Source organism: Paracidovorax anthurii, from assembly GCF_003269065.1.
Taxonomy (GTDB): domain Bacteria; phylum Pseudomonadota; class Gammaproteobacteria; order Burkholderiales; family Burkholderiaceae_C; genus Paracidovorax; species Paracidovorax anthurii.
The window spans coordinates 49,439-72,327 of the sequence record NZ_QLTA01000027.1; the positions used below are offsets into that span (position 1 = coordinate 49,439).

Here is a 22,889-nt window from a genome sequence, read left to right on the forward strand (position 1 = left end):
CACGATCTGAGACCTCGCCACGCCCCACACCCACCCACCACCGCCGCCACCACGCCATGCCCGCGAGACTCGAAAGCACCAGCCACGGACAGACCCTCCTGCTGACCATCCGCAACCCGGAGATGCGCAACGCGCTCGACCCGGCCATCTATGCGGCCGGGGTCGAGGCGCTGGGCGTCGCGGAGCGCAATCCGGATGTGCGCACCGTGGTGATCACCGGCGCGGACGGCCATTTCTGCGCGGGCGGCAACCTGCAGCGGCTGCAGGCGCTGCGCCAGGAAGGCGCGGAGATGCAGGCCCAGGGCGTGGAGGGGCTGCACCAGTGGATCGAGGCCATCCGCACCTATCCCAAGCCGGTGATCGCCGCCGTGGAGGGCGCGGCGGCGGGCGCGGGCTTCTCGCTGGCGCTGGCCTGCGACCTCGTCGTCGCGGCGCGCAACGCGGCCTTCGTGATGGCCTATGCGGGCGTCGGGCTCTCGCCGGACGGCGGCGCCACCTGGAGCCTCGCGCACGCCCTGCCGCGCCAGCTCGCCACCGAGCTGCTGCTGTGCGGCGAGCGCATCGGCGCGGAGCGGCTGCACGCGCTGGGACTGGTCAACCGCCTGGCGCCACCCGGCGAGGCGCTGGCCGGCGCGCTCGCCCTGGCCGACGTGCTCAATGCCCGCGCGCCCAATGCGCTCGCGAGCACCAAGGAGCTGCTGGCCGATGCGCCGCAGCGCACGCTGACGGAACAGCTCGCGCAGGAGCGCGGCCAGTTCGTGCGCAACCTGCAGCATCCGAACGCTGGCGAGGGCATCGCGGCCTTCCTCGAAAAACGCACGCCACGCTACAAATAAGATAGCGAACAATGTAGCGTTTACGGCGACGTGCGGGCGCTGCAATCCTGAAAAGTGCCGTACGGTGCCTCAATGGCCGCCGCGCGCTAGCCCTGAATGGCCCCGCGCGCCCGGGTGCCGCCGTGCTCCGGCACCGGGCCCCGCGCCCACCCCGCAGACGCGCACGCGACATGGCTCGGCGCCCGCACGGCCGTGGGCCAGGTCCCGCGCGCGACAATGCCACGGTCACCAGTCACGCAAAAGACAGACCATGGACGACCCCATTCTTACCATCGAAGAACGAGAGGCGATCAATACCGGTCGCTGGTTTTCCTCCCTTTCCCCCTCGCTGCGGCACGACATACTCCGATGCGCCTACGTCAAACGCTTCAAGGACGGTGGACTGATCGCCGCCCGCGGCGATCCACCCGAGGAGTGGATCGCGTGCGCCAAGGGCGCGGTGCGCGTGAGCTCCACGTCGATCTCGGGCAAGCAGATCACGCTGACCTACGTAGAGCCGGGCATCTGGTTCGGCGACGTGTCGATCTTCGACGGCGACCGGCGCACGCACGATGCCTACGCGCACGGGGACACCACGATCCTCTGCGTGGCCAAGGCCGATTTCCGCAAGATCCTGGCCGTGCACACCGAGCTGTACGAAGCCATGCTGCGCCTGCATGCGCGGCGCATCCGGCAGCTGTTCGGGCTGGTGGAGGATCTCAACACCCTGCCGCTGCGCTCGCGGCTGGCCAAGCAGTTGCTGCACCTCGCGCGCAGCTACGGCATCCCGAGCCTGTCGCACGGCAGCGAGGTGCGCATCGGCCTGCAGCTCGCGCAGGAAGAGCTGGCTCAGTTGCTGGGCGCCTCCCGCCAGCGCGTGAACCAGGAGCTGAAGGCCATGGAACGCGAGGAGGCCATCCGTATCGAACCGGGCGGCCTCATGGTGCGCGACCGTGAAGCCCTGATGCGCATCGCCGAAACCGACCACTGACCCCTGGCACCGCCCCTCACTCCCCCTGCCACCCCCTCCATGTCCTACGAGCACTTCATCGGAACCCGTCCCGTCTCCGGGCCGCATGCCTTCGATGCGGAAGCGCTGTCGGCCTGGATGGATGCCCACGTGGAAGGGTTCAGCGGGCCGCTCGCGGTGGAGATGTTCAAGGGCGGCCAGTCCAACCCCACCTACAAGCTCAATACGCCCGCGCGCAGTTACGTGATGCGCGCCAAGCCCGGGCCGGTGGCGAAGCTGCTGCCCTCGGCGCACGCGATCGAGCGCGAGTTCCAGGTGATGGGCGGCCTCGCGGGCACCCCGGTGCCCGTGCCGCGCATGCTCGCGCTGTGCGAGGACGAATCCGTCATCGGGCGCGCGTTCTACGTCATGGATTTCATGCAGGGCCGCGTGCTGTGGGACCAGGCCCTGCCCGGCATGGAGCCCGGCGAGCGCGCCGCCCTCTACGACGAGATGAACCGCGTGATCGCGGCGCTGCACACGGTGCCCTTCGCCGCGCGGGGCCTCGCGGGCTACGGCAAGCCGGGCAACTATTTCGAGCGCCAGATCGGCCGCTGGAGCAAGCAGTACGTGGCCTCCGTCACCCAGCCCATCGAGGCGATGGAGCGGCTCATGGAGTGGCTGCCCGCGCACATGCCGGCGAGCGCCCGCGACGAGGGTCGCACAGCCATCGTGCATGGCGATTTCCGGCTCGACAACCTCATGTTCCATCCCACCGAGCCGCGCGTGATCGCGGTGCTCGACTGGGAGCTGTCCACCCTCGGCCACCCGCTCGCGGATTTCAGCTACCACTGCATGGCGTGGCACATCCCGCCCGGCATGTTCCGCGGTATCGGCGGGCTGGACCACGCGGCGCTGGGCATTCCCTCCGAGGACGAATACATCCGCCGCTACTGCGAGCGCACGGGCTTCGCCACGCCCGAGGCGCTGCGCGCCGACTGGAATTTCTACCTCGCCTACAACCTGTTCCGCCTCGCTTCCATCCTGCAGGGCATCGCCAAGCGCGTGGAGGACGGCACGGCCTCCAGCGCCCAGGCCCGCACCTCGGGCGAAGGCGCGCGGCCGCTGGCCGAGATGGCCTGGGGATTCGCGCAACGCATGTAGGCGCGGCGGCCCGTGGCCGCCGGGCACCACGATTTCAAACGGAGAACCGCGATGGATTTCGACTACTCCCCCAAGACCCGGGATCTGCAGGCACGGCTGCTGCGGTTCATGGACCAGCACATCTATCCGGCCGAGGCCGGATACCAGGCCGAACTGGCCGCCAACACCGCGGCCGGCCGGCGCTGGACGGCGCTCAAGACCATCGAGGACCTCAAGCCCAAGGCGCGCGCGGCGGGCCTGTGGAACCTGTTCCTGCCGGTGGATTCGGCCGCCGCCTCGGGCTACGAGGGCGCGGGCCTCACCAACCAGGAATACGCCCCCCTGGCGGAGATCATGGGCCGCGTGCCCTGGGCCAGCGAGGTGTTCAACTGCTCCGCGCCCGACACCGGCAACATGGAGACCATCGCACGCTACGGCAGCGAGGAGAACAAGGCGCGCTGGCTGCGGCCGCTGCTGGAGGGCGAGATCCGCTCGGCCTTCGCGATGACCGAGCCCGACGTGGCCTCCAGCGACGCGACCAACATCGCCACGCGCATCGAGCGCCAGGGCGACGAATACGTGATCAACGGGCGCAAGTGGTGGATCTCCGGCGCGGCCGACCCGCGCTGCAAGGTGTTCATCACCATGGGCAAGACCGACCCGGAGGCGCCCAGGCACTCGCAACAGAGCATGGTCCTGGTGCCCGCCGACACGCCGGGCATCCGCATCCTGCGCCCGCTCAACGTGCTGGGCTACGACGATGCGCCGCACGGCCACGTGGAGATGGTGTTCGAGAACGTGCGCGTGCCGGTCAGCAACATGCTGCTGGGCGAGGGGCGCGGCTTCGAGATCGCGCAGGGCCGGCTCGGGCCCGGGCGCATCCACCACTGCATGCGCCTCATCGGCCTGGCCGAGCGCGCGCTGGAGCTGATGTGCCGCCGCGCCTCCTCGCGCACGGCCTTCGGCAAGACCGTGGCGCAGCAGACGGTCACCCAGGAACGCATCGCCGAGGCCCGCTGCAAGATCGACATGGCCCGGCTGCTCACGCTCAAGGCCGCATGGCTCATGGACGTGGCCGGCAACAAAGTGGCCCGGACCGAGATCGCGATGATCAAGGTGGTGGCGCCCAGCATGGCCTGCCAGGTGATCGACTGGGCCATGCAGGCGCATGGCGGCGGCGGGATGTGCGACGACTTCCCCCTGGCCTACGCCTATGCCGGCGCGCGCACGCTGCGCTTCGCCGACGGCCCCGACGAGGTGCACCGCAACGCCATCGCCAAGTGGGAGCTGGGCAAGTACGCGGCCTACGGGCGCGACGCCGAGGTGCCCGTCACCCGGGGCTGCTGAACCTTCTGGCGGGCACCCGCGCTCCCCGCCCTCCCCGTACTCAAGCGCCGCGGGTCTCGGTCCGCAGCGCGTCCACCAGCCGCTGCACCTCCGACTCGCGGGTATAGAGGGCCGGCTCCACGCGCAGGCACGGGCCCCGGGTCAGGCCCGTGCGCACCACCGTCAGCACGCGGTACTTGTCGCGCAGCAGGGCCGCGAAGGCCCCGGCATCGGCGGCCGTGGCATGGCCCCGCACGCGCAGCGAGGTGATGCCGCCGCTCATCCCGGGCTCGTCCGGCGTGAGGATTTGCACGCCCGGCATCCGCCGGGCCTCGGCCACCCACAGGTCGCGCAGGTGGCGCAGCCGCGCGGCCTTGGCGGGCGTGCCGATCTGGCGGTGCAGCCGCACCGCGGCGGGCAGGGTCAGCGTGGCCGCGAAATTGACGGTGCCCGTGTGCACGCGCGAGCGGATGTCGTCGGCCGGGTTGTCGCGGTCCCCCAGCTGGGTGTCGATGTCCGCGAGCCGGTCCTTGCGGATATAGAGAAAGCCGAGCCCGATCGGCGCGCCGATCCACTTGTGCAGGTTGAAGCCGATGAAGTCGATGCCCAGGTCGCGGGGCTCGAAGTCGATGTGGCCCCAGGAGTGGGCGGCGTCCAGGATCACATCCACCCCGCGCTGCCGTGCCAGGGCCGCGATCTCGCGCACCGGCAGCACCAGCCCCGTGCGGTGGCTGACGTGGGTGAGCAGCAGCAGCCGGAGCCGGGGATGCGCCTCCAGGGCCTGGGCATAGGCATCGATCACCGCCTGCCGCGTCGCGGGCTCGGGCAGGTCGATCCGGACCACCTGCACGCCCCGGCGCCGGGCCAGCGACTCCATCGCGTACTGCATGGAGTCGTAGTCCAGGTCCGCACAAAGCACCGCATCGCCCGGTGAGAGGCGCTGGTAGTTGCCGATGAGCAGTTGCAGGGCCTCGGTCGCGCCGCGCGTGAGCGCCACCTCCGAGACGTCGAACCCGGCGGCGGCGGCCACGGCCTCGCGCGCGGCGCGCCAGTCGGGGCCCATGCGGTTGCGCGCATAGGCGGTGTTCTCGCGGTTGATCCGGGCGGTCCAATGCAGGTATTCGTCCAGCACGGGCCGTGCCATCGCACCCCAGTAGCCGTTTTCGAGATTGGCCAGATCCCCCCGGTCCACGTCGTAGAGGCCCTGCACGGCCTGCCAGTAGGCGGCGTCGGCCCCGATGGGGCCGCGCGGCGCGGGCAGCACGGGCCAGCCGGGCTGCGGCGCGGATGCGGAGCCCCCCGAGGCGCCTCCCCAGGCCAGCAAGGGCGCGGCAGCGGCGGTGCCCAGGAAATGGCGGCGGTGCGCCCCGGAAGACGGCATGGAGGATTCCTCGCGCTGCGCGGCCGGGACGGACCGGCCCCTGCACACCGCGCTGGCGGGTTTATGCCCGCGCCATGTGACAGAACCCGCGCCCCACGCCCGCACAGCGCGCGGCCCTGCCCCGCCCCGGGCTTGCCGGGCTCAGGGATTCAGGGTGAGCGCATGCACCCAGCGCTGCGGCCGCAGCTGCAGGGGCCGGTAGCCGCCCCCCACCCAGGCCTCGCGCATGTCGCGGTAGCGCGGCGAGAACACCAGCCCGCTCTGCCCGGTCTGGTAGATGAAGAGCGACTGCTCCAGGTCGGCCAGGTCGTACACCGCGCGCAGCGAGGCCGCGTGCCGGTTGACGAACGGCCCCGAGGCATTGCCCGCGTCGTACTGCCCCACGTTGACCGTGTAGGCATCTCCGGGCGATGGCACCCGCACGTCGAAGAAGCGCGCCAGCGCCGGCACGCTGCCGAAGGGGCGGTGAACGCTCAGCGCCGGGTGCGCCACGCCCCAGCGCCAGCGGGCGGGATCGGCCCCCTGCGCGGCCTGCAGCCGGTCGAGCGCCCGGGCCAGGGCATCGGCGGACTGGCGCTCGCAGGTCGTGGGCTGGCACCACCACGCATCGCCGCGCTCCAGGATGCCCTCCAGGCCCGCGCGGTAGTCGCGCTTGCCATAGGTGGCCTCGAAGCGCTCGGCCCCGATGCGCGCGGCGATGGTGCCCCGCGCCAGCTCGTCCACCCAGGCGGCGAAGACGAGGGGCGCCGCGCGGTCGGCCCGCATCGCGCCGTCGAACCCCTCCAGCTGCGCCGCCACCGCCCCGGCCAGGGGATGGGCATGGCCCTGCAGTGCCCGCCGCAGGTGCGGCAGCAGGCGCAGCGTGGCCAGCGAGACCACGTCGCCCTGCAGCCGCTGCATGCTCGCCATGTCATGGCGGGGCACGGCGTCCAGCTGCTGCGCGATGCGCTCGTAGCGGTAGGGCAGCGCCCAGTCCTGGGTGATGAAGTGCGCATAGCCCTCGGCCGTGACGCGCTGGTTGGCCGTGGCGATCCAGCCCTTCGCGCCGTCGTCCTGCGGGGTGTCGGCATAGGGCAGCCAGCCCTGCCAGTCGTAGCGGGCGTCCCATCCGGGCGCGGGTGCCACGCCGCGCAGGTCGTGGGCCTCGCCGCGCACGGGCACGCGGCCCACGGCCTTGAAGGCGATGCGGCCCTGCACGTCGGCGGCCACCACGTTCTGCATGGGCGAGTGGTAGTACGACAGCGCCTGGAACAGCCCGTCCACCGACTCCGCATGGTTGAGCTTGAGGCCGGCAAGCACCGTCTGGTTGTCGGCGTCCAGGGCGCTCCAGCGCAGCGCGATGGCGTACCGCCCCAGGTCGATCAGCGCGGCATGCGAGGCCTGGGCATCGCTCAGCACCGGCCCGTGGCGCGTGGAGCGCAAGGTCACGACGGCATCGGGCTGGCCCTTGACGCGGATGGTTTCGGTACGCACCCCGAAATCGGCCCAGCCCTCGGGGGTGCGGTAGCGGCGCGGGTTGGACGGGTCGATCTGCTCCAGGTACAGGTCCTGCACGTCGGGGCTGGTGTTCGTGAAGCCCCAGGCCACGCGCGCGGTGCGGCCCAGCACCACGAACGGCAGGCCCGGCAGCATGCCGCCGATCACCTCCGTGGGAGGAATGGGCGTGCCGTCGGAGGCACGGCCCGCCGGGGCGTGCAAGGCCGCGTAGTACCAGATGGCGGGCGCCGACAGGCCCAGGTGCGGATCGTTGGCCAGCAGCGGCTTGCCGCTGGCCGTCCGCGAACCCGCCACGACCCAGTTGTTGCTGCCCTTGCCCTCGTTCGTGCCAGCATCGCGCACCAGGGCCCGCGACCACTCCAGCCACTGGCGCGCGCCATCGCCCAGCAGGGCCAGCGGCACCGCCGTGCCCGCGGCACCCGCCGCATCCGACGTGGATGCCGGCGCATCGCCCCCGGAGCGGTACACCCCCAGGCCACGGTAGAGCGCGGCCAGGTCCACGGCGGTGGCGGGCGCCTCGCCCGGATAGGGCGGCAGCGCCTGCCAGAGGCGCTGCGTATCGAGCACCCGGGCCAGGGACAGGCGCGTGAACTCCTGCCCCCAGTTGCCCCCCATGTCCAGGGCCATCATGAGGGCCCAGCCCATGCTGTCCTCGGGCAGCCAGGCCGCGTCCGCGCCCCCGGCCCCGCCGGGCACCACGCCCAGCAACGGGAATTCGGGCGGCAGGGCCTGGGTGCGATGCTGGTGAAAGCTCCGGATGCCCTGGCTGTAGGCCTGCAGCGCGTCGCGCGCCTCCGCCGGCAGCCCGGCGTACTGCCTCCGCGCCGCGCCGATGATGTCGAGCGCGCGCATGAGCTTGTCGGTCTCCAGCGTGGCGGGGCCGAACACCTCCGAGAGCTGGCCGCGCATGAGGCGGCGGTTGAACTCCAGCTGCCAGGTGCGCTCCTGGGCGTGCAGGTAGCCCGTGGCAAACCACAGATCCCGGGGCGACGCGGCCTCGATGTGGGTCACGTCGGAAGGATCGCGCCGCACCTGCACGGGCGCCGACAACCCCGGCGCCTGCAAGCGCCCATCCAGGGCCGGAAAGCTGCGCTGCACATACCAGGCCAGCGCGGCGCCCGCGAGCAGCGCCACCGCCACCACGCCCACGGCGAGCACCCGCCACCAGGAGCCGCCGATCTTCTTTCGGATTTCCATTGCATCACACCCGTCTTGCGAGGGCGCCATTGTCATGCAGCCCGCATGCGTTCAGTGGTGCGGCGCCAGCGTGTCCCAGGTCTCCGGCGCGTCGGTATCGGTCACCCCGAAGCCGACGGTGGGCGTATCGGGCCGCCCGAACGGCACGCCCAGCGCGATCTGCCCGCTGCCATGCAGCACGCAGGCATCGCGCCGCAGCGCCACCACGGCCGCGCTGCCGTCGAACCGGACCCAGCTTCCAAAACTGCTCATGTCGATGAACGTGATGGTGCCGCCGCGCCACTCGATGCGCGCATGCAGGCGCGACACCCGCGAGTCGGCCAGCCGCACCGGAACCTGCGAAGACCTCCCCACCTGCACCGGGCCGTCGGCGGCCCCGAAGGCCCGGAAGCTGCCGCCCCAGCCCAGCTCGATGCGCGCGCTGGCGGCCTCCAGCGGAGTGACGCTGCTCGGCAGGTCTGCGTGCTGCGTGATGAGGCCGTGCTCTTCGCCCTGCCGCCAATCCACCTGGTGGACCATCAGCGGCTCGGTGCGCCCCCGCAGTTCGAGCTGCCCCAGGCGCACATAGGCCGTGCCATCGACCGGCCCGGCGAGCCGCGCCACGGCGGCATCGGCCCAGATCTCCCGCGGGCCGGCCCGCTCGCACAGGCGGGCGGCGACATTCACCGCATCGCCGTAGGTGTCGCCGTCCATCTCCACCACCTCGCCATGGGCCATGCCCACGCGCAGGTCCATGCTCAGCCCGCTCTGCCCGGGCCGCTCGTGGTGGCGCCGGACCATGTCCACCACGGCCTCCACCGCCACCGCCGGCCTGGGGAAGACGGCCAGCACGCCGTCGCCCAGGGTCTTCACCACGCGCCCGCCATGCACGACCATCACCGCGGCGATCCATTCGGTGAGCCACGTCACGGTTGCCGCCGCCCGCGCATTGCCATGGGTCTCGAACAGCGCCGTGGTGCCGACGATGTCGGAGAACACCACGGTGTGCAGCACGGTCTTCATGGCAGGCAGCCTCCCCAGGGCTGCGCGCGGCCGGCGCGGCGCAGTCGCGCAAGGCAGTGGCGAAGGGGTGAGGGACAGCGTGGCACGGCAGGGAAGAAAGGTCGGCGCGGGCTTTGGATTATGGGGTGCTACCGTGGCATTCGCCACCAGAGATTCAGAGTTTCCGGGCGCCCCGGAAAGCCCCCGGCCCGGGGTTCCTCGCGCCGGCGCATCCCGGTCGGCTTTGCAGCCAGAGGGACAGCCGCATTGCATTGCCTTGGCCTGAGGCGGCAGCGCTGTTGCATCCCCCGTGTGCCGGCTCTTTGATGGCTTGTCTCCTGGCAGCGGCGGAGTCACCGCAGCCGCTCGTGCATGCATCGGTGCCATTGACCTGACCTGGGTCAAGACGTTGTACTTCGGGGAATCGAGATGCCGGCGCACTGTCGCCGTTGCCAACGGCAGTGCGTCGAAACCCTCAGTGGCAACCCGGTCCGCCGAAGTAGAAGCCGCCAGTCGTCATCTCGGGCGACGGGGTGGTGCGGCTCACGCCGGTGCCGCTGTCGTAGCTCAGTCCCGCCACTGCCACGGTATAGCAGCGGGGGGCGGTCGAGCTGACGTCTTTCAGGTGGGTTACGGCATGTGCCTTCAAACTGTCGTCGATGTAGAAATGGTTGGCTTGGAACGCCGCCTGCCTGTAGCCGCTGGCAGCAAATGCGCCGCTACCCATGGGCGTGCTCGGGGCGTTGTCATCGGCGTAGGTTTCGCCGCCAGCCCAGAAGGCGATCGATGCATTGGGCGATGCCAAGTCACCGCCGGTGTAGAGGCTTGCCTTGTAGTAACCAATCCAATGGCCGTCGACACTCAGCCACCAGTTGCCGTCCTGGTTCCGCTCGAACGCCACCTTCACCACGCCCTGCGCGCCATTCTTCACGCTGTAGCGGTTGGCGGCAAAAGCAACGCCAAACACGTTCCCCGAAGCGGTCTGAACGAACTGGCCGCATTCCAGGTTGTGGCAACCGGTCCTGTAGCCGTTCTGGGTGGAGTAGATGAAAAGGATCGACTTGTTCCCCCATTTCGGATAACTCGGTCGCCGCTGCCAGCCAACCTCAAGGGTCTGCACGGAGTCTGCGCTCATGACCCATATCTGGCTTATCGACATTTAGTCGTTCGCCGTGACAAAGGCCGGATTCCAGATATTGAGGTCCGCGCCAGCACCCGCGATGAGCGCGCCTTGGGTGTCCGCGAACATCTGTGCGAAGTGGTGTATCTCGGGAGACTCCTCGGCAGCGGAAACCGCCGCAGCTCCCGGTCGACGGGGAGCCGCGCCCTTGCTCAGGAATTTTTTCAAGGTCGCGAACTGCGTCAACTGGTCGAGGCCGATGCGTTCAAGCGGGATCGTCCCGCGTGGGCATTGCTCACCCGCCGTCAACTCGCTGACGGCCGATCCGTGGGGGTTCGCGGAGGGCGGATTCGCGACGGCACTGCCATCGCGCAGCCCGGGCTGTTCACCCACGGGAATGCAATCAGAAGTAGCTCCGTCCTGCTTCAACGATTGCACCACCGTCACGTCGTGGTAGCGGTTCTGCAGGTAGCGCTTCATCTCCAGGAACGCGGACTCGCCCGCAACGCCGGAAGATGGGGGCACCTGCTGGTAGGTCGCGGCATTCAAGGCCAACAGGAACTGGGTGAACTCGGCCGTAGTGGATGCTGTCTTGCCATCCTGCAGCAGCGTTGGACCACGGGAAGGAGGCAGAGGGGGCATCATCGCATCGACGTAACCATTGTCGGGAGCAGCGGTCGATGGACGATTTTCAGGAGAAGCGGATGCGTATCCACCCGATCCAAGCAGGCAAGCGATGGTGATGATTAACGGGAAGCGATGGCTCGTGGAGGTATGGTTTCCGGTAGGCATGATCACAATCCTTTGACATCGTGGGAGAGGCGCCAGCCCACCACCCGCGGGGCAGGAACCGGCGAGGACATCCATGCTTTCGGCTGCGAGCCTTCCAGCACCTGGGTCGGATTCCCTGGCATGGATCTGCAATTCGCATGGCCGTCGCCAGGCAGCCCGAGGGCCTTGCCCGGCGGCGACGTGGACAGATTGGCGCCGGGCAAATCTCGTGACCGCCGGTGCTCCGACACGCTGCCGCCGTTACCCACGACAGCGCGTCGACAACGTCAGTGGCAGCCCGGTCCGCCGAAGTAGAAGCCGCTGGTCGTCATCTCGGGCGATGGGGTGATGCGGCTCACGCCGGTACTGGATCTGTTGTAGCTCAGCCCCGCCACGGCCATGGTGTAGCAGTCGGGGTTGGTGACAGCGAAGCCTGTCAGGTTGGTCAAGGCATGTGTCTTCAAGCTGTCGTCAATGTAGAAATGATTGGCTTGGAACGCCGCCTGCCTGTAGCCCTTGGCCGCGAATACGCCGCTGCCCATGGGCGTGCTCGGGGCGTTGGCATAGGCGTGGGTTTCACCACCAGCACTGATGCGGGTCGACGCACTGGGCGATGCCAAGTCGCCGCCGGTATAGAGGCTTGCCTTGTAGTAACCAATCCAATGGCCGTCGACACTCAGCCACCAGTTGCCGTCCGAGTTGCGCTTGAACGCCACCTTGACCATGCCCTGCGTGCCATTCTTCACGCTGTAGCGGTTGGCGGCAAAAGCAACGCCGAATACGTTCCCCGAAGCGGTCTGAACGAACTGGCCGCATTCCAGGTTGTGGCAACCGGTACTGGCATAGCCGTCCTGGGTGGAGTAGATGAAAAGGATCGATTTGTCCCCCCAGTTCGGATAACCCGGCTGCCTCCGCCAGCCGACTTCCAAACTCTGCTGAAAGTCCGCGCTGACCAGCCATATCTGGCTTATCGACAGGTAGTCGTTCGCCGTGGCAAAGGCCGGATTCCAGATATTGAGGTCCGCACCGGCACCCGCGATGAGCGCGCCTGCCGTGTCCTCGTATATCGACGCGTAGTGGTGTATCGCAGTGAATGTCTCAGCGGCGGAAACCGGCGAGGCTCCCGGTGGGCGAGGGAGTGCGCCCTTGCTCAAGAACTGCTTCAAGGTCGCGAAATGCGTCAACTGATCGAGGCCGATGCGTTCAAGCGGAATCGCCCCGCGTGGGCATTGCTCACCCGCCGTCAACTCGCTGACGGCCGATCCGTGGGGGTTCGCAGAGGGCGGACTCGCGACGGCGCTGCCATCGCGCAGCCCGGGCTGTTCACCCACGGGAATGCAATCGGAGATGGCTCCGTCCTGCTTCAACGATTGCACCACCGTCACGCCGTTGTAACGGTTCTGCAGATAGCGCTTCATCTCCAGGAACGCAGCCTCACCCGCAACGCCGGAAGATGGGGGCACCTGCTGGTAGGTCGCGGCATTCAAGGCCACCAGGAACTGGGTGAACTCGGCCGTAGTGGATGCTGTCTTGCCATCCTGCAGCAGCGTTGGGCCATGGAAAGGCGGCAGGGGCAGCATCATCGCGTCGACATAGTCATAGTCGGGACCAGCGGTCGATGGACGGTTCTCGGAAGAAGCGGATGCATATCCACCCGATCCGAGCAGGCACGCGATGGCGATGATTGACGGGAAGCGAGGGCCCGTGAGGGTGTGGTTTCCGGTAGGCATGATCACAATCCTTTGACATCGAGGGAGGGAGCGCCAGCCCACCGCCCGCGGGGCGGGAACCGGCGAGGACATCCATGCTCTCTGTTGCAAGCGCTTCCAGCGCCTGGGTCGGATTGACTGGCATGGATCGTCAATTCACACGGCCGTCGCCAGACCGCCCGAGGGCCTTGCCCGGCGGCGACGTGGACGGGTTGGCGTCGAAGCGGATCGGGGTGATCCGCCGAACCGGCGTCAAACAGGTCGATAACACCCGACAAACCACCATTTCCAGCCACGCCGGCTCGAAAAGCCTGCTCAAGCAGTTGTCATGACGGGCGCATCGATCGGCACGATCGGTACCGTGACCACCGGCGCCGATCGTGCCGCTATAGCCAACGACAGCTCGAAAACGTCAGTGGCAACCCGGTCCGCCGAAGTAGAAGCCGCCGGTCGTCATCTCGGGCGACGGGGTGGTGCGGCTCACGCCGGTATAGGCTCCGTCGTAGCTCAGCCCCGCCACTGCAATGGTGTAGCAACGGGGGTCAGGGACAGAGAAGTTCGCCAGGTTGGTGACGGCATATGCCTTCAGGCTGTCGTCGATGTAGAAATGATTGGCTTGGAACGCCGCCTGCCTGTAGCCACTGGCGGCGAATGCGCCGCTGCCCATGGGAAGGCTCGCAGAGCCGTCATCGGGGGAGGCTTCACCGCCGGCGCTGATGACGATCGACGCGCTGGGCGATGCCAGATCGCCCCTGTAGAGGTTGGCCTTGTAATAACCAATCCAATTGCCATCGACATTCAACCACCAGTTGCCGTCCTGGTTCCGCTCGAACGCCACCTTCACCACGCCCTGTGCGCCATTCTTCACGCTGTAGCGGTTGGGTGCAAAAGCAACGCCGAACACGTTCCCCGAGGCGGTCTGAACGAACTGGCCGCATTCCAGGTTGTGGCAACCGGTGGTGGCATAGCCGTCCTGGGTGGAGTAGATGAAAAGGATTGACTTATCCCCCCATTTCGAATAACTCGGTCGCCGCTGCCAGCCAACCTCCAAGGTCTGCTTGAAGTCTCTGCTGTTGATCCATATCTGGCTGATCGACATTTGGTCGATCCCCGTCGCAAAGGCCGGACTCCAGATATTGAGGTCTGCACCGGCACCCGCGATGAGAGCACCTCTGGTATCCATGTACGTTGTCGCGTAGTGATGCCCTGCGGTGGGATCGTCGGCAGCGGCAACCGGCAAGGCTTCCGGTGGGCGAGGGGCCGCCCCCTTGCTCAGGAACTTTTTCAAGGTCGCGAACTGCGTCACCTGGTCGAGGCCGATGCGTTCAAGCGGAATCGTCCCGCGTGGGCATTGCTCGCCTGCCGTCAAATCACCCGCGGCCGCTCCGTGAGGGTTCGCAGGGGGCGGACTCGCGACGGCGCTGCCATCGCGCAGCCCGGGCTGTTCACCCACGGGGATGCAATCGGAGATGGCTCCGTCCTGCTTCAACGATTTCACCACGGTCACGCCGTTGTAGCGGTTCTGCAGGTAGCGCTTCATCTCCAGGAACGCAGGCTCACCCGCAACGCCGGAAGATGGGAGCATCTGCTGGTAGGTCGCGGCATTCAAGGCCATCAGGAACTGGGTGAACTCGGCCGTAGTGGATGCTGTCTTGCCGTCCTGCAGCAGCGTTAGGCCACGGGAAGGAGGCAGGGGCGGCATCATCGCGTCGACATAGGCATAGTCGGGCGCAGTGGTCGATGGACGGTTCTCGGAAGAAGCGGATGCGTATCCACCCGATCCGAGCAGGCACGCGATGGTGATGATTAACGGGAAGTGATAGCTCGTGAGGGTGTGGTTTCCGGTAGGCATGATCACAATCCTTTGACATCGAGGGAGAGGCGCCAGCCCGCCTCACTCGGGGCAGGAACCGGCGAGAACATCCATGCTTTTTGTTGCAAGCCTTCCAGCGCCTGGATCGGATTCGCTGGCATGGATCTGCAATTCGCACGGCCGTCGCCAAACAGCCAGAGGGCATTGCCCGGCGGCGACGCGGACAGGTTGGCACCGGGGGCGAATCGATTGATCCGCTGAACCGGCGTCAAACGGGCCGACAACACGCGGCAGGCCACCCTTGCGGGCTATGCCGCCCCATGGGGTTGTGGCGGGCGCATCGTGGGCATGAACAGGGCCGATCGCACAGGCGACCAAGGTGATGGGTGCTGTCTGGTAATGGGTGATGCCTGTGTATTCCTCCCAAGGTCGTGGACGGTGCTTTATCGCGATTCGAACGCGCCCAGATCCGGCGCACGGCCCCTGTAGGGCTCACCCGTATCGGCCCCCGCGTCGATCAGGGCACTGCCGGGCGCCAGCGTCGCGAAGGTGATCTCGGGCAGATCGCCGTTGGGTTGGCGCGGACGCATGAGCTGCTGCTCGTCGAGGCTGACAAAGTCGCTTGCGGCGGCAGCGAGCGGAATCGAGAAGGAATTGCGCTGGATGTTGTTGGCCGTTGCACTCCCCAGGTTCATGATCTCGGTGCGGGTTCCGTAGCCCAGGTTGTTGGCGAGATAGTGGCCATAGCCCGCGACGTCGGTGCGGTTGTCGGCCAGCGTCGAGAGCATGTCGTAGTTGGTTCGCCGGTTGTTGATGGCCGTGTTGCTGATCCAGTCCTGCCCTCCGATATGGTGGTTGGCATAGAAGCCGTTGGACCGGTTGCCCACCGACAGGTTGAAGCGGATCACGTGGCGCGGCACCGGCTGCGGATAGGGGCTCCCGTTGCGCCCGTAGCCGCCCGCCTTGAAGCCATTGCCGTCACCCAATGGCGTGGAGTTCATATCGAACCCGTTATGGAACGCCCAGTTGTTCTGCAAAGTGACTGCGGACCACGCATTGATGAGGTCGAAGCCGTCATCGCTGTTGAGCCATGCACGGCTGCCTTCGATGACATTGCCCACGCTTCCCGCGTCGATGGGATGCACGCCGAAACCATCGATGTTGCCGTGTGAAAAGCTGTTCAAGCCCTGGTTGTTGTAGACATCGACGTTGCGCACGAGGTTGTTGCTGCCGGAAACGAGATACCAGCCGATCGCCATGCCGTCGTGGATCGCCAGTCTTTCGAACAGGTTGCCGTTTCCGCCCTCGACCAGAAATGCTTCCGACTGGGTGTGGCGGTCGGCGATCGTGATGCGGACACCCACGATGTCGAAGCCATAGAAGACACAGTTGTCCGCCTTGACGCGGAAGGCGACTACACGCCGGTCCACCGGCGTGACCGCGGAGAAATCGAACACCGGCCGTTCATTGGCGTAGGCCAGGTAGGAAATCCCGCTTTTGGTGATGTCGTTGACGATGGCATTGATGGGCTGGGTCACGCTGACGTTGTCGTTGGTCGGGCGGTATGTCCCGCCGCGCAGGTAGACCGTGTCTCCCGCCGATGCAGCGGCCTGGGCTGCCATCACGGTGGCGAACGGCGCGGCATACGTGCCGGGGTTGCTGTCCGCCCCGCCGGGGGCGATGTACCAATCGGCAGCCCGCGCCGACAGTGGCAGTGCGCCAAGGGCAAGCACCATCGCTGTCGCGCGGCGAAGCATGTCGTTCATGGGGACTCCTCGGGTGGAATGGCAGAGGCGGTGTTTGCCGGTCGAGGTCGTCGCATGCTGGATGCCCATCGGCCGCCCTGCTCCGCCGGGTGCGGCGGAGCGCGTGGTCTTGCGCAGCAGTATGAAAAGAGCCGCGTGGCGAACGCCCGGGCTCTCGCAGAAGTCTCTAGATCGGCGACGACGTAGGCAGCACCGACTTCAACGGCTTGAACGCTCCGCTGCAATCGATCCCCGCCCCGCTGCCCGGCGTGCCGCGGACCGTGACGTTGTTGGACGAGGACGTGACGATCGACGATGCGAAGCTGACCGGCCCGGGCCCCAGCGTGAAGTGCGCATCGAACGGCTGGGTCGAGGGCCCGCCGTTGTGGCCGGGCGCAAACGTCGGCTGCACGCCATCGAAGACGACGTTGTCGAGCGTGATCGTCAGCGGATTGTTCTGGCCGTGGCGCGTGTAGCCGACGAACGTCAGGCTGCCCCCACCATACTTCGCACTGCCGAGGTCGCGGAACGATTGCACCGAGATGTCGCTGAAGTTCGGGTACAGCGCCCCTTTCGAGCTGCCGCTGTAGAACGGGTCGAACGTCAACGGATGGCTGACGTTGCGCATGCAGACCTGGCGGTACGTGACGTTCGACACGTGGCCGCCGCGCGATGCGTCGGACTTGATCCGCAAGCCGCCGCTCGTCCCGCTGTCGAAACCGTCCACCGACAGATCGGTCACCACGATGTCGTTGACCCCCGCGTTCGTCTCGCTGCCGATCGAATGTCCGTGCCCATAGTAGAAGTGGTTGTGCGCATACGTATGGCGTTGCGCGCCCGCGCCGGAGCTCGACTTGATCGCCACGTGGTCGTCACCCACGCTGATGTACGAATACGCGAGCAGCACGTTGCTCGAATAGCCGGTGTCGAAACCGTCGGTGTTCTGGGCCGTGTCCGGCGTAAAGCAGGTCGCCGGCGTCACGACATCCGGCGTGGTGCCGGGCGGGCACTGGTAGTTGGCTTTCGTGTAGGCCAGGCTCGGCGTCAGGATCTTGATGCCCCATGCGGTCAGCCCGCTGACACCATAGGCCCAGAAGTGGAAGCCCCCCGAGTTCTGCAGCGTGATGCCGTGCGCCACGAAGCCGCTGCCATTCTGGACCTGCACCAGCCGGGGGGTCTGCTGGTAGAGTCCGGACGTGCGGTTCTGCCACGCCACGTCCCACCATGTGCGCATGCTCGCATTGGGGCCGCTGGTCAGCAGACTGCCGCCGCGGCCGTCGATGGTGCCGCCCCCCACGACGCCGCTATTGGTCGTCTTGTCGGCCAGGATCAGCGGATTGCACGACCTGGCGTTCGAGGAGGTGGCCGTGCCGCACGTGCCGGGACCGTTGTCGTAGTCCTTGGGGTTGCGCGAGGCGAACAGCGTGACGTTGGTGTCGATCCACAACGTGACGCCCGACTTCAGCCTCAGCGGGCCGCTGAGAAAGGCCGTTTCGCCCGACAGGCCGGTCGTCAGCTTGACGGCTTGCCCCTCGGGACAGTGGTCGATCGCGTCCTGGATGCTCGCTGTGTCCGGCTGCGACGCAGAAGGATTGGCATCGAGCGAATCCATCGATCCGTCCACTGGCGTCAGACTGGCCGGCAACGTCCGATAGACCGTCACGGGCCACGCCGGCTCGGAGACCGTGCCCCATTGCGCGACCACCGGCGCATCGTCGGCATGAACGGGGCCGATCGCGCAGGCGGCGAGCACGGCGAGCAATCTCAGGCAAGAGGTCATGGCGGTATTACTCGGAAGATCGGTCGCGTGGACAGTGCTTTTTCCTGCAAGAAATGGCTTGCCATCCAAGCGAAACACAACGAACAAATGCGAACTTTCCGAGGAATATTTTCATCACATTTATCAGAAGTTTTTATGACAAAAAGATAAATGTGAAAAATTTTGACTCCGATGCGAACGGGCCCCGCCCACGAACATGCGAGCGCACTTCTGCGATCCGCCCGGCCCCTGGCAGTGGGGCGGCTGCGGGAACACCTGTGGCCGGCTACGCCCGCATCAATGGGCGTGGGAGCCCGCATGCCCCCAGTAGAGCAGCGCATCGCGCCCCTCCACCGACAGCGACACCTGCGCGCCCACCGGCAGCAGCACCTTGGTGGGCACGTGGCCGAAGGGCAGGTTGGTGAGCACCGGCGCCTTGATGCGCGTGCGCAGCCAGTCCACCACGGTCTGCAGCTTGAAGCCCTTGTCGTGCGGCGCGAGCTGGTAGCCCGTGAACTGGCCCAGCACCACGGCCTTCTGCTGCGCGAGGATGCCCGCGTGCAGCAGCTGCGTGAGCATGCGCTCGACGCGGTAGGGGTGTTCGCTCACGTCCTCGACGAAGAGGATGCCGCCCTTGACCTGGGGCAGGTAGGGCGTGCCCACCAGCGAGCACAGCATGGCGAGGTTGCCGCCCCAGAGCGTGGCGTTCTTGATGTAGAGGTCGCGCACCGCGGGCGTGCCGTCGGCGGCGGGCTTCTCGTTGTTCATGCGCCAGCCCGCGCCCTCGCCGTGGCCCGTGAGCAGATCGTCCAGGCAGGCCAGCATGATGTCGTCGGGCTCGCCCTCCGCGCCCAGGTCGCTGATCAGCGAGGGGCCGGCCCAGGTGATGGCGCCGGTCCGGGCCTGCAGCGCGGCCTGGAAGGCCGTGAAATCGCTCAGGCCGACGAACCGCGTGCCGCGCTCCACGGCCTTGGCCACGGCCTTGTAGCGGATGTCGGGCAGCAGCCGCGAGAGCCCGTAGCCGCCGCGCGTGATGAGGGCCACGTCGGCCCCGCTCGCGGCGGCGCGGTGGATGGCCGCGAGGCGGGTGGCGTCGTCGCCCGCGAACCGGGTGTGGACGGCCTGCGCGTCCGCATCCACCTCCACCTCGTGCCCCAGGGCCTTGAGGCGCGCGATGCCGCGCTTGAAGGCGGCCTTGTCGCGCACGGCGCTGGAGGGCGAATAGATGTAGATATGGCGCGGGCCGTGGTCGTGGCCGCAGTGCGCATGGTCGTGATCGTGGTCGTGGTGGGAGGAGGACAAGGCGTTCAGTCGGGCCTCGGGGCCCGCTCCGGATGGGATGAAGAAAGGAGGGATGGACGAGAGACAGCGGGAGGGGCCGCGCGCCGCGAAGCCCCGGGGCCGCCGCCTTCCGCCGGCATGGGCCGTGGGTCGATCGGTCAGTGGCGGAAGTATTCCACAGCGCGCACGGCCAGTTCGCGGCCGTGGCGCTCGGGCAGCAGGTGCCCGGCATCGGGCCACTCCCAGGGCTCGGCGCCCCCGGGCAGCCAGCACTGCGGCGACCGGGCATCGGCCAGCAGGGCGGCGCCCCAGACGGCATCGCGCCCGCCCGCCGCCACGATGCCCCGGCCCGGCCACTGCCTCCAGAAGGCCCGGGTCTCGCGCGCGATGGCCGCGGCCGGATGGCCGGCATCCGGCGGCAGCCACGCCAGCCCCGCCCGCAGGGCGGCGCGGTAGCCCGCATCGGGAAACGGCGCGCCATAGGCGGCCACGGCCTCGGGCGGCGCATCCGGGCCCTGCCAGGGCCGCAGCGCGGCGGCCGGGCGCGCGGCCAGCGCCTTGCGCCACGCGGCGATGCCGGTCGGCAGCGGCGCGCCGTCGCCGGGCGCGGCCCAGGCATTGAGCGCGAGCAGGCCGGCGAAGCGGTCGGGGCAGGCCGGGGGCAGCGCCAGGCCCGGCGCCCCGCCCTCCCCCTGCACCACGAGCACGGCGCGGCGCAGGTCGAGCCCCTCGGCAAGCTCGGCCAGCACCTGCCGGTGCCAGGCCAGCGTGTGCCCCGCCTCTTTCTTGGGCTTGTCGCTGCGGCCGAAGCCGATCAGGTCGGGCACGACCACGCGGTCGCCCGCTTCGAGGAACACCGGCAGCATGTGCCGATACAGGTAGCCCCAGGTGCCCACGCCGTGCAGGCACAGCCAGGTGCGCCGCGCGTCGCGGGGGCCTTCGTCCAGGTAGTGCATCCGCAGGCCGGCCAGGGCGGGCAGGTCGCTGACGTAGCGCGGCTCCCAGGGGAAATCGGGCAGCCCGGCGAAGCGCGCGTCGGGCGTGCGCAGCGCGTCGTCGCGCAGCGGATGGTCGGCGCGCGCCTTCTCGCGCTGCGCCTGCCGCCGCGTGCGGAAGAAGTCGCCCAGCAGCGCGGCGCACTCGTGCGCGAGCACGCCGCCCTCGACCACCGCGTGGTGGTTCAGGCGCGGCTCGGCGAACAGGTCCACCACGGAGCCCGCCGCGCCGGTCTTGGCATCCGGCGCGCCGTACACCACGCGCGCCAGCCGCGCATGCAGCATGGCGCCGCTGCACATGGCGCAGGGCTCCAGCGTGACGTAGAGCGTGCAGCCGTCCAAGCGATAGTTGCCTAGGCGCGCGGCGGCGGCGCGCAGCGCGACGATCTCGGCGTGGGCGGTGGGGTCGTGCGCACCGATGGGCGCATTGCGGCCGGAGGCGATCGGCACGCCGTCCTTCACCACCACGGCCCCCACGGGCACCTCGCCGCGCGCGGCGGCCTCGGCGGCCTCGGCCAGCGCGAGGCGCATCCAGGCCTCGTCGTCCGCGCGCGGCCGCGCGGAGCCGTCCGGGGTGTGGATTGCTACATTATTCATAGCTACTCATGCAGCAGATACGGCGACATCGAGGCCTTTTTACTTGGATTCGTCTTCCGGCATGGGCCGCGCCTGCTGCATGAGCGACTCCATCTGCTGGCGCACCTGCTGCTGCACCTGCTGGCTCTGCGCGCGCACGCTCGGGGCGGAAGCGCCCTCCGCCGGCTGCTGCACGCCCGGCACCGGGGGCACGGCCACGCGCGTGGCGTCGAGCTGCTTTTTGGCCAGCACGGCCACCACCACCAGGGCCACGAGCAGGCCCACCAGTCCGAATGCCATGCGCATACCGTTCATCTCCTGAAGGCCCGGCGCCAGGCGCCCGGCGGGCCGAAAAAAAAGCGTGCCGCGCCCGGTTCCCCGGACGCGGCACGCCACTGTAGCGAAAGCCGGCTCAGTTCAGCGCCACGCGCGCATTGGCGGGATAGTGGTAGAGGGTCACGGCGGGGGTGGTCAGCTCGCCCTTGGGGGTGAACGCCACATTGGCCGTCACGCCCTTGTACTGGGTCTTGGCGATGAAGGGCGTGTACACCTTCGGGTCCACCGAGTCGGCGCGCTTCATCGCGTCCACCAGCACCATGGCGGCGTCGTAGGCATAGGGGCTGTAGATCTGGAACTGGCCGGGGAACTGGGCGTCGTAGCGCTTCTTCCACTCGGCGCCGCCCTGCATCCTGGCGACCGAGGCGCCGCCCGTGGCGCAGGTCACGTTCTTGAGCGCGGCGACCTTGCTGGCGAGGTCGGGCAGCTTCTCGGTGCACAGCGCGTCGCCGCCGAAGAACCTGACCTGCCCCAGGCCGAGCTGCTCCATCTGGCGCAGCATGGGGCCGGCCTGCGCGTCGAGGCCGCCGTAGAAGATGCCGTCGGGCTTCCTGGGCTTGATCGCCGTGAGGATGGGCATGAAGTCAGTGGCTTTGTCGTTGGTGAACTCGTCGGCCACCACCTTCAGGCCCTTTTGCAGCGCCGTGGCCCTGAACACCTGGGCCACGCCCTGGCCATAGGCGGTGCGGTCGTCGATGATGGCCACCGTCTTGAGCTTGAGGTGGTCGGCCGCGTAGATGGCCAGCGCCGCGCCCAGGGCGCTGTCGTTGGCGATGAGGCGGAAGGTGGTCTTGTAGCCGGGCTTGGTCAGGTCGGGGTTGGTGGCCGCCGCCGTGATGTGCGGCAGGCCGCACTTGTCGTAGAGGGACGAGGCCGGGATCGAGGTGCCCGACTGCAGGTGGCCCACCACGCCGGCCACCTTGGAGTCGCAGAGCTTCTGCGCGATGGCCGTGGCCTGGCGCGGCTCGCCGGCATCGTCCTCCGCGGCGATCTCGAAGTGGATCTTCTTGCCGCCGATCACGAGGTTCTGGGCGTTGAGGTCGTTCACCGCCATGCGCACGCCGTTCTCGGTGTCCTTGCCGATGTGGGCGATGCCGCCCGAGATGGGGCCGGCATGGCCGATCTTGACGGTCTGCACGTCCTGGGCGCCGGCGGGGATGGCGGCGAAGGCCAGGGCAAGGCCGCTGGCGATGGCGGTGCGGTGCAGCGTGGAACGAAGGCGGGAAGCGATGGGCACTCTCAGAGCGTGTTTACGATCTCCCCCGACAATCCTGGGGTGAAAAGAAAGCCATACCCAAGCGACATCAGTAGAGAGAAGTTTGCCGAGATCGAGCCGCTGCTGCGCAGCGTTCGGCGCAGCACCAAACCGATCAAGCTGGATCTGTACGAAGTGTTCTGTGCAGTGCTGTACCTGCTTCGCACGGGTTGTCAGTGGCGCTATCTGCCGCCGCAGTTCCCCAAGTGGCACAACGTCTATGCGTACTGGCGCAAGTGG

20 protein-coding genes are annotated in these 22,889 nt (G+C 68.2%); 6 read left to right on the top strand and 14 right to left on the bottom strand.

The genetic code is table 11. The features are described 5' to 3' along the window. The first annotated feature begins 56 nt into the window (after positions 1-56). From AX018_RS14045 to AX018_RS14060, 4 genes are all read left to right on the top strand, one after another. Positions 57-836: an oxepin-CoA hydrolase, alternative type gene (locus tag AX018_RS14045; protein ID WP_111878099.1), complete on the top strand. Its 780-nt coding sequence runs from the start codon at positions 57-59 to the stop codon at positions 834-836. Positions 837-1,086: 250 nt separating this feature from the next. Beyond that, complete coding sequence (locus AX018_RS14050) at positions 1,087-1,806, top strand: Crp/Fnr family transcriptional regulator (protein WP_111878101.1); 720 nt, start codon at positions 1,087-1,089, stop codon at positions 1,804-1,806. 39 nt (positions 1,807-1,845) lie between these two features. Beyond that, complete coding sequence (locus AX018_RS14055; protein WP_111878104.1) at positions 1,846-2,928, top strand: phosphotransferase; 1,083 nt, start codon at positions 1,846-1,848, stop codon at positions 2,926-2,928. Positions 2,929-2,979: 51 nt separating this feature from the next. Then, complete coding sequence (locus AX018_RS14060; protein ID WP_111878106.1) at positions 2,980-4,254, top strand: acyl-CoA dehydrogenase family protein; 1,275 nt, start codon at positions 2,980-2,982, stop codon at positions 4,252-4,254. Positions 4,255-4,294: 40 nt separating this feature from the next. Here AX018_RS14060 and AX018_RS14065 read toward each other — a convergent pair whose 3' ends face one another. The 6 genes from AX018_RS14065 to AX018_RS14090 form a co-directional block, all read right to left on the bottom strand. Continuing rightward, positions 4,295-5,614: an aminotransferase class V-fold PLP-dependent enzyme gene (locus AX018_RS14065; RefSeq protein WP_111878108.1), complete on the bottom strand. Its 1,320-nt coding sequence runs from the start codon at positions 5,612-5,614 to the stop codon at positions 4,295-4,297. Positions 5,615-5,755: 141 nt separating this feature from the next. Next, a complete protein-coding gene (locus tag AX018_RS14070) occupies positions 5,756-8,308 on the bottom strand; it encodes a penicillin acylase family protein (protein ID WP_111878110.1) in 2,553 nt (850 codons plus the stop codon). Positions 8,309-8,359: 51 nt separating this feature from the next. Then, positions 8,360-9,310: an adenylate/guanylate cyclase domain-containing protein gene (locus tag AX018_RS14075; RefSeq protein WP_111878113.1), complete on the bottom strand. Its 951-nt coding sequence runs from the start codon at positions 9,308-9,310 to the stop codon at positions 8,360-8,362. Positions 9,311-9,764: 454 nt separating this feature from the next. Continuing rightward, positions 9,765-10,448, bottom strand: coding sequence for a neprosin family prolyl endopeptidase (locus AX018_RS14080; protein WP_111878116.1), 684 nt, complete (start codon positions 10,446-10,448; stop codon positions 9,765-9,767). Further along, complete coding sequence (locus AX018_RS14085) at positions 10,449-11,201, bottom strand: hypothetical protein (protein ID WP_146749318.1); 753 nt, start codon at positions 11,199-11,201, stop codon at positions 10,449-10,451. Positions 11,202-11,467: 266 nt separating this feature from the next. Then, positions 11,468-12,910 carry a neprosin family prolyl endopeptidase gene (locus AX018_RS14090; RefSeq protein ID WP_170146261.1) on the bottom strand — a complete coding sequence of 481 codons (1,443 nt, stop codon included), beginning with the start codon at positions 12,908-12,910 and terminating at the stop codon, positions 11,468-11,470. Positions 12,911-12,984: 74 nt separating this feature from the next. On the opposite strand from AX018_RS14090, the gene AX018_RS24835 reads away from it, so the two are divergent. Further along, positions 12,985-13,221, top strand: a complete 237-nt coding sequence (locus AX018_RS24835) for a hypothetical protein (RefSeq protein WP_146749319.1) — start codon at positions 12,985-12,987, stop codon at positions 13,219-13,221. Positions 13,222-13,301: 80 nt separating this feature from the next. On the opposite strand, the gene AX018_RS14095 is transcribed toward AX018_RS24835, so the two are convergent. The 8 genes from AX018_RS14095 to AX018_RS14125 all read right to left on the bottom strand — a co-directional run bounded on the left by AX018_RS14095 (position 13,302) and on the right by AX018_RS14125 (position 22,625). Continuing rightward, positions 13,302-14,741 carry a neprosin family prolyl endopeptidase gene (locus AX018_RS14095; protein WP_111878124.1) on the bottom strand — a complete coding sequence of 480 codons (1,440 nt, stop codon included), beginning with the start codon at positions 14,739-14,741 and terminating at the stop codon, positions 13,302-13,304. A gap of 2 nt (positions 14,742-14,743) precedes the next feature. Next, entirely contained in the window at positions 14,744-14,989 is a 246-nt protein-coding gene (locus AX018_RS24840) for a hypothetical protein (protein WP_146749320.1), read from the bottom strand. A 156-nt stretch (positions 14,990-15,145) separates the two neighbouring features. Continuing rightward, positions 15,146-16,468 (bottom strand): right-handed parallel beta-helix repeat-containing protein, encoded by a 1,323-nt coding sequence (locus AX018_RS14100; RefSeq protein WP_111878126.1) that lies wholly within the window; start codon positions 16,466-16,468, stop codon positions 15,146-15,148. Positions 16,469-16,634: 166 nt separating this feature from the next. Beyond that, positions 16,635-18,227 (bottom strand): glycoside hydrolase family 28 protein, encoded by a 1,593-nt coding sequence (locus tag AX018_RS14105; RefSeq protein WP_111878128.1) that lies wholly within the window; start codon positions 18,225-18,227, stop codon positions 16,635-16,637. 276 nt (positions 18,228-18,503) lie between these two features. After that, positions 18,504-19,508, bottom strand: coding sequence for an LD-carboxypeptidase (locus tag AX018_RS14110; RefSeq protein ID WP_111878131.1), 1,005 nt, complete (start codon positions 19,506-19,508; stop codon positions 18,504-18,506). Between the two features lie 137 nt (positions 19,509-19,645). Continuing rightward, positions 19,646-21,079: a tRNA adenosine(34) deaminase TadA gene (gene tadA, locus AX018_RS14115; RefSeq protein ID WP_111878133.1), complete on the bottom strand. Its 1,434-nt coding sequence runs from the start codon at positions 21,077-21,079 to the stop codon at positions 19,646-19,648. Positions 21,080-21,118: 39 nt separating this feature from the next. After that, entirely contained in the window at positions 21,119-21,364 is a 246-nt protein-coding gene (locus AX018_RS14120; protein ID WP_111878136.1) for a hypothetical protein, read from the bottom strand. A gap of 106 nt (positions 21,365-21,470) precedes the next feature. Beyond that, on the bottom strand, positions 21,471-22,625 hold the full coding sequence (locus AX018_RS14125; protein ID WP_415842107.1) for a branched-chain amino acid ABC transporter substrate-binding protein: 1,155 nt from the start codon (positions 22,623-22,625) through the stop codon (positions 21,471-21,473). Between the two features lie 45 nt (positions 22,626-22,670). Here AX018_RS14125 and AX018_RS25255 point away from each other — a divergent pair. Then, positions 22,671-22,889, top strand: a 219-nt coding sequence (locus AX018_RS25255) for a transposase (protein WP_170146262.1), incomplete at its 3' end; no start/stop codon positions are given.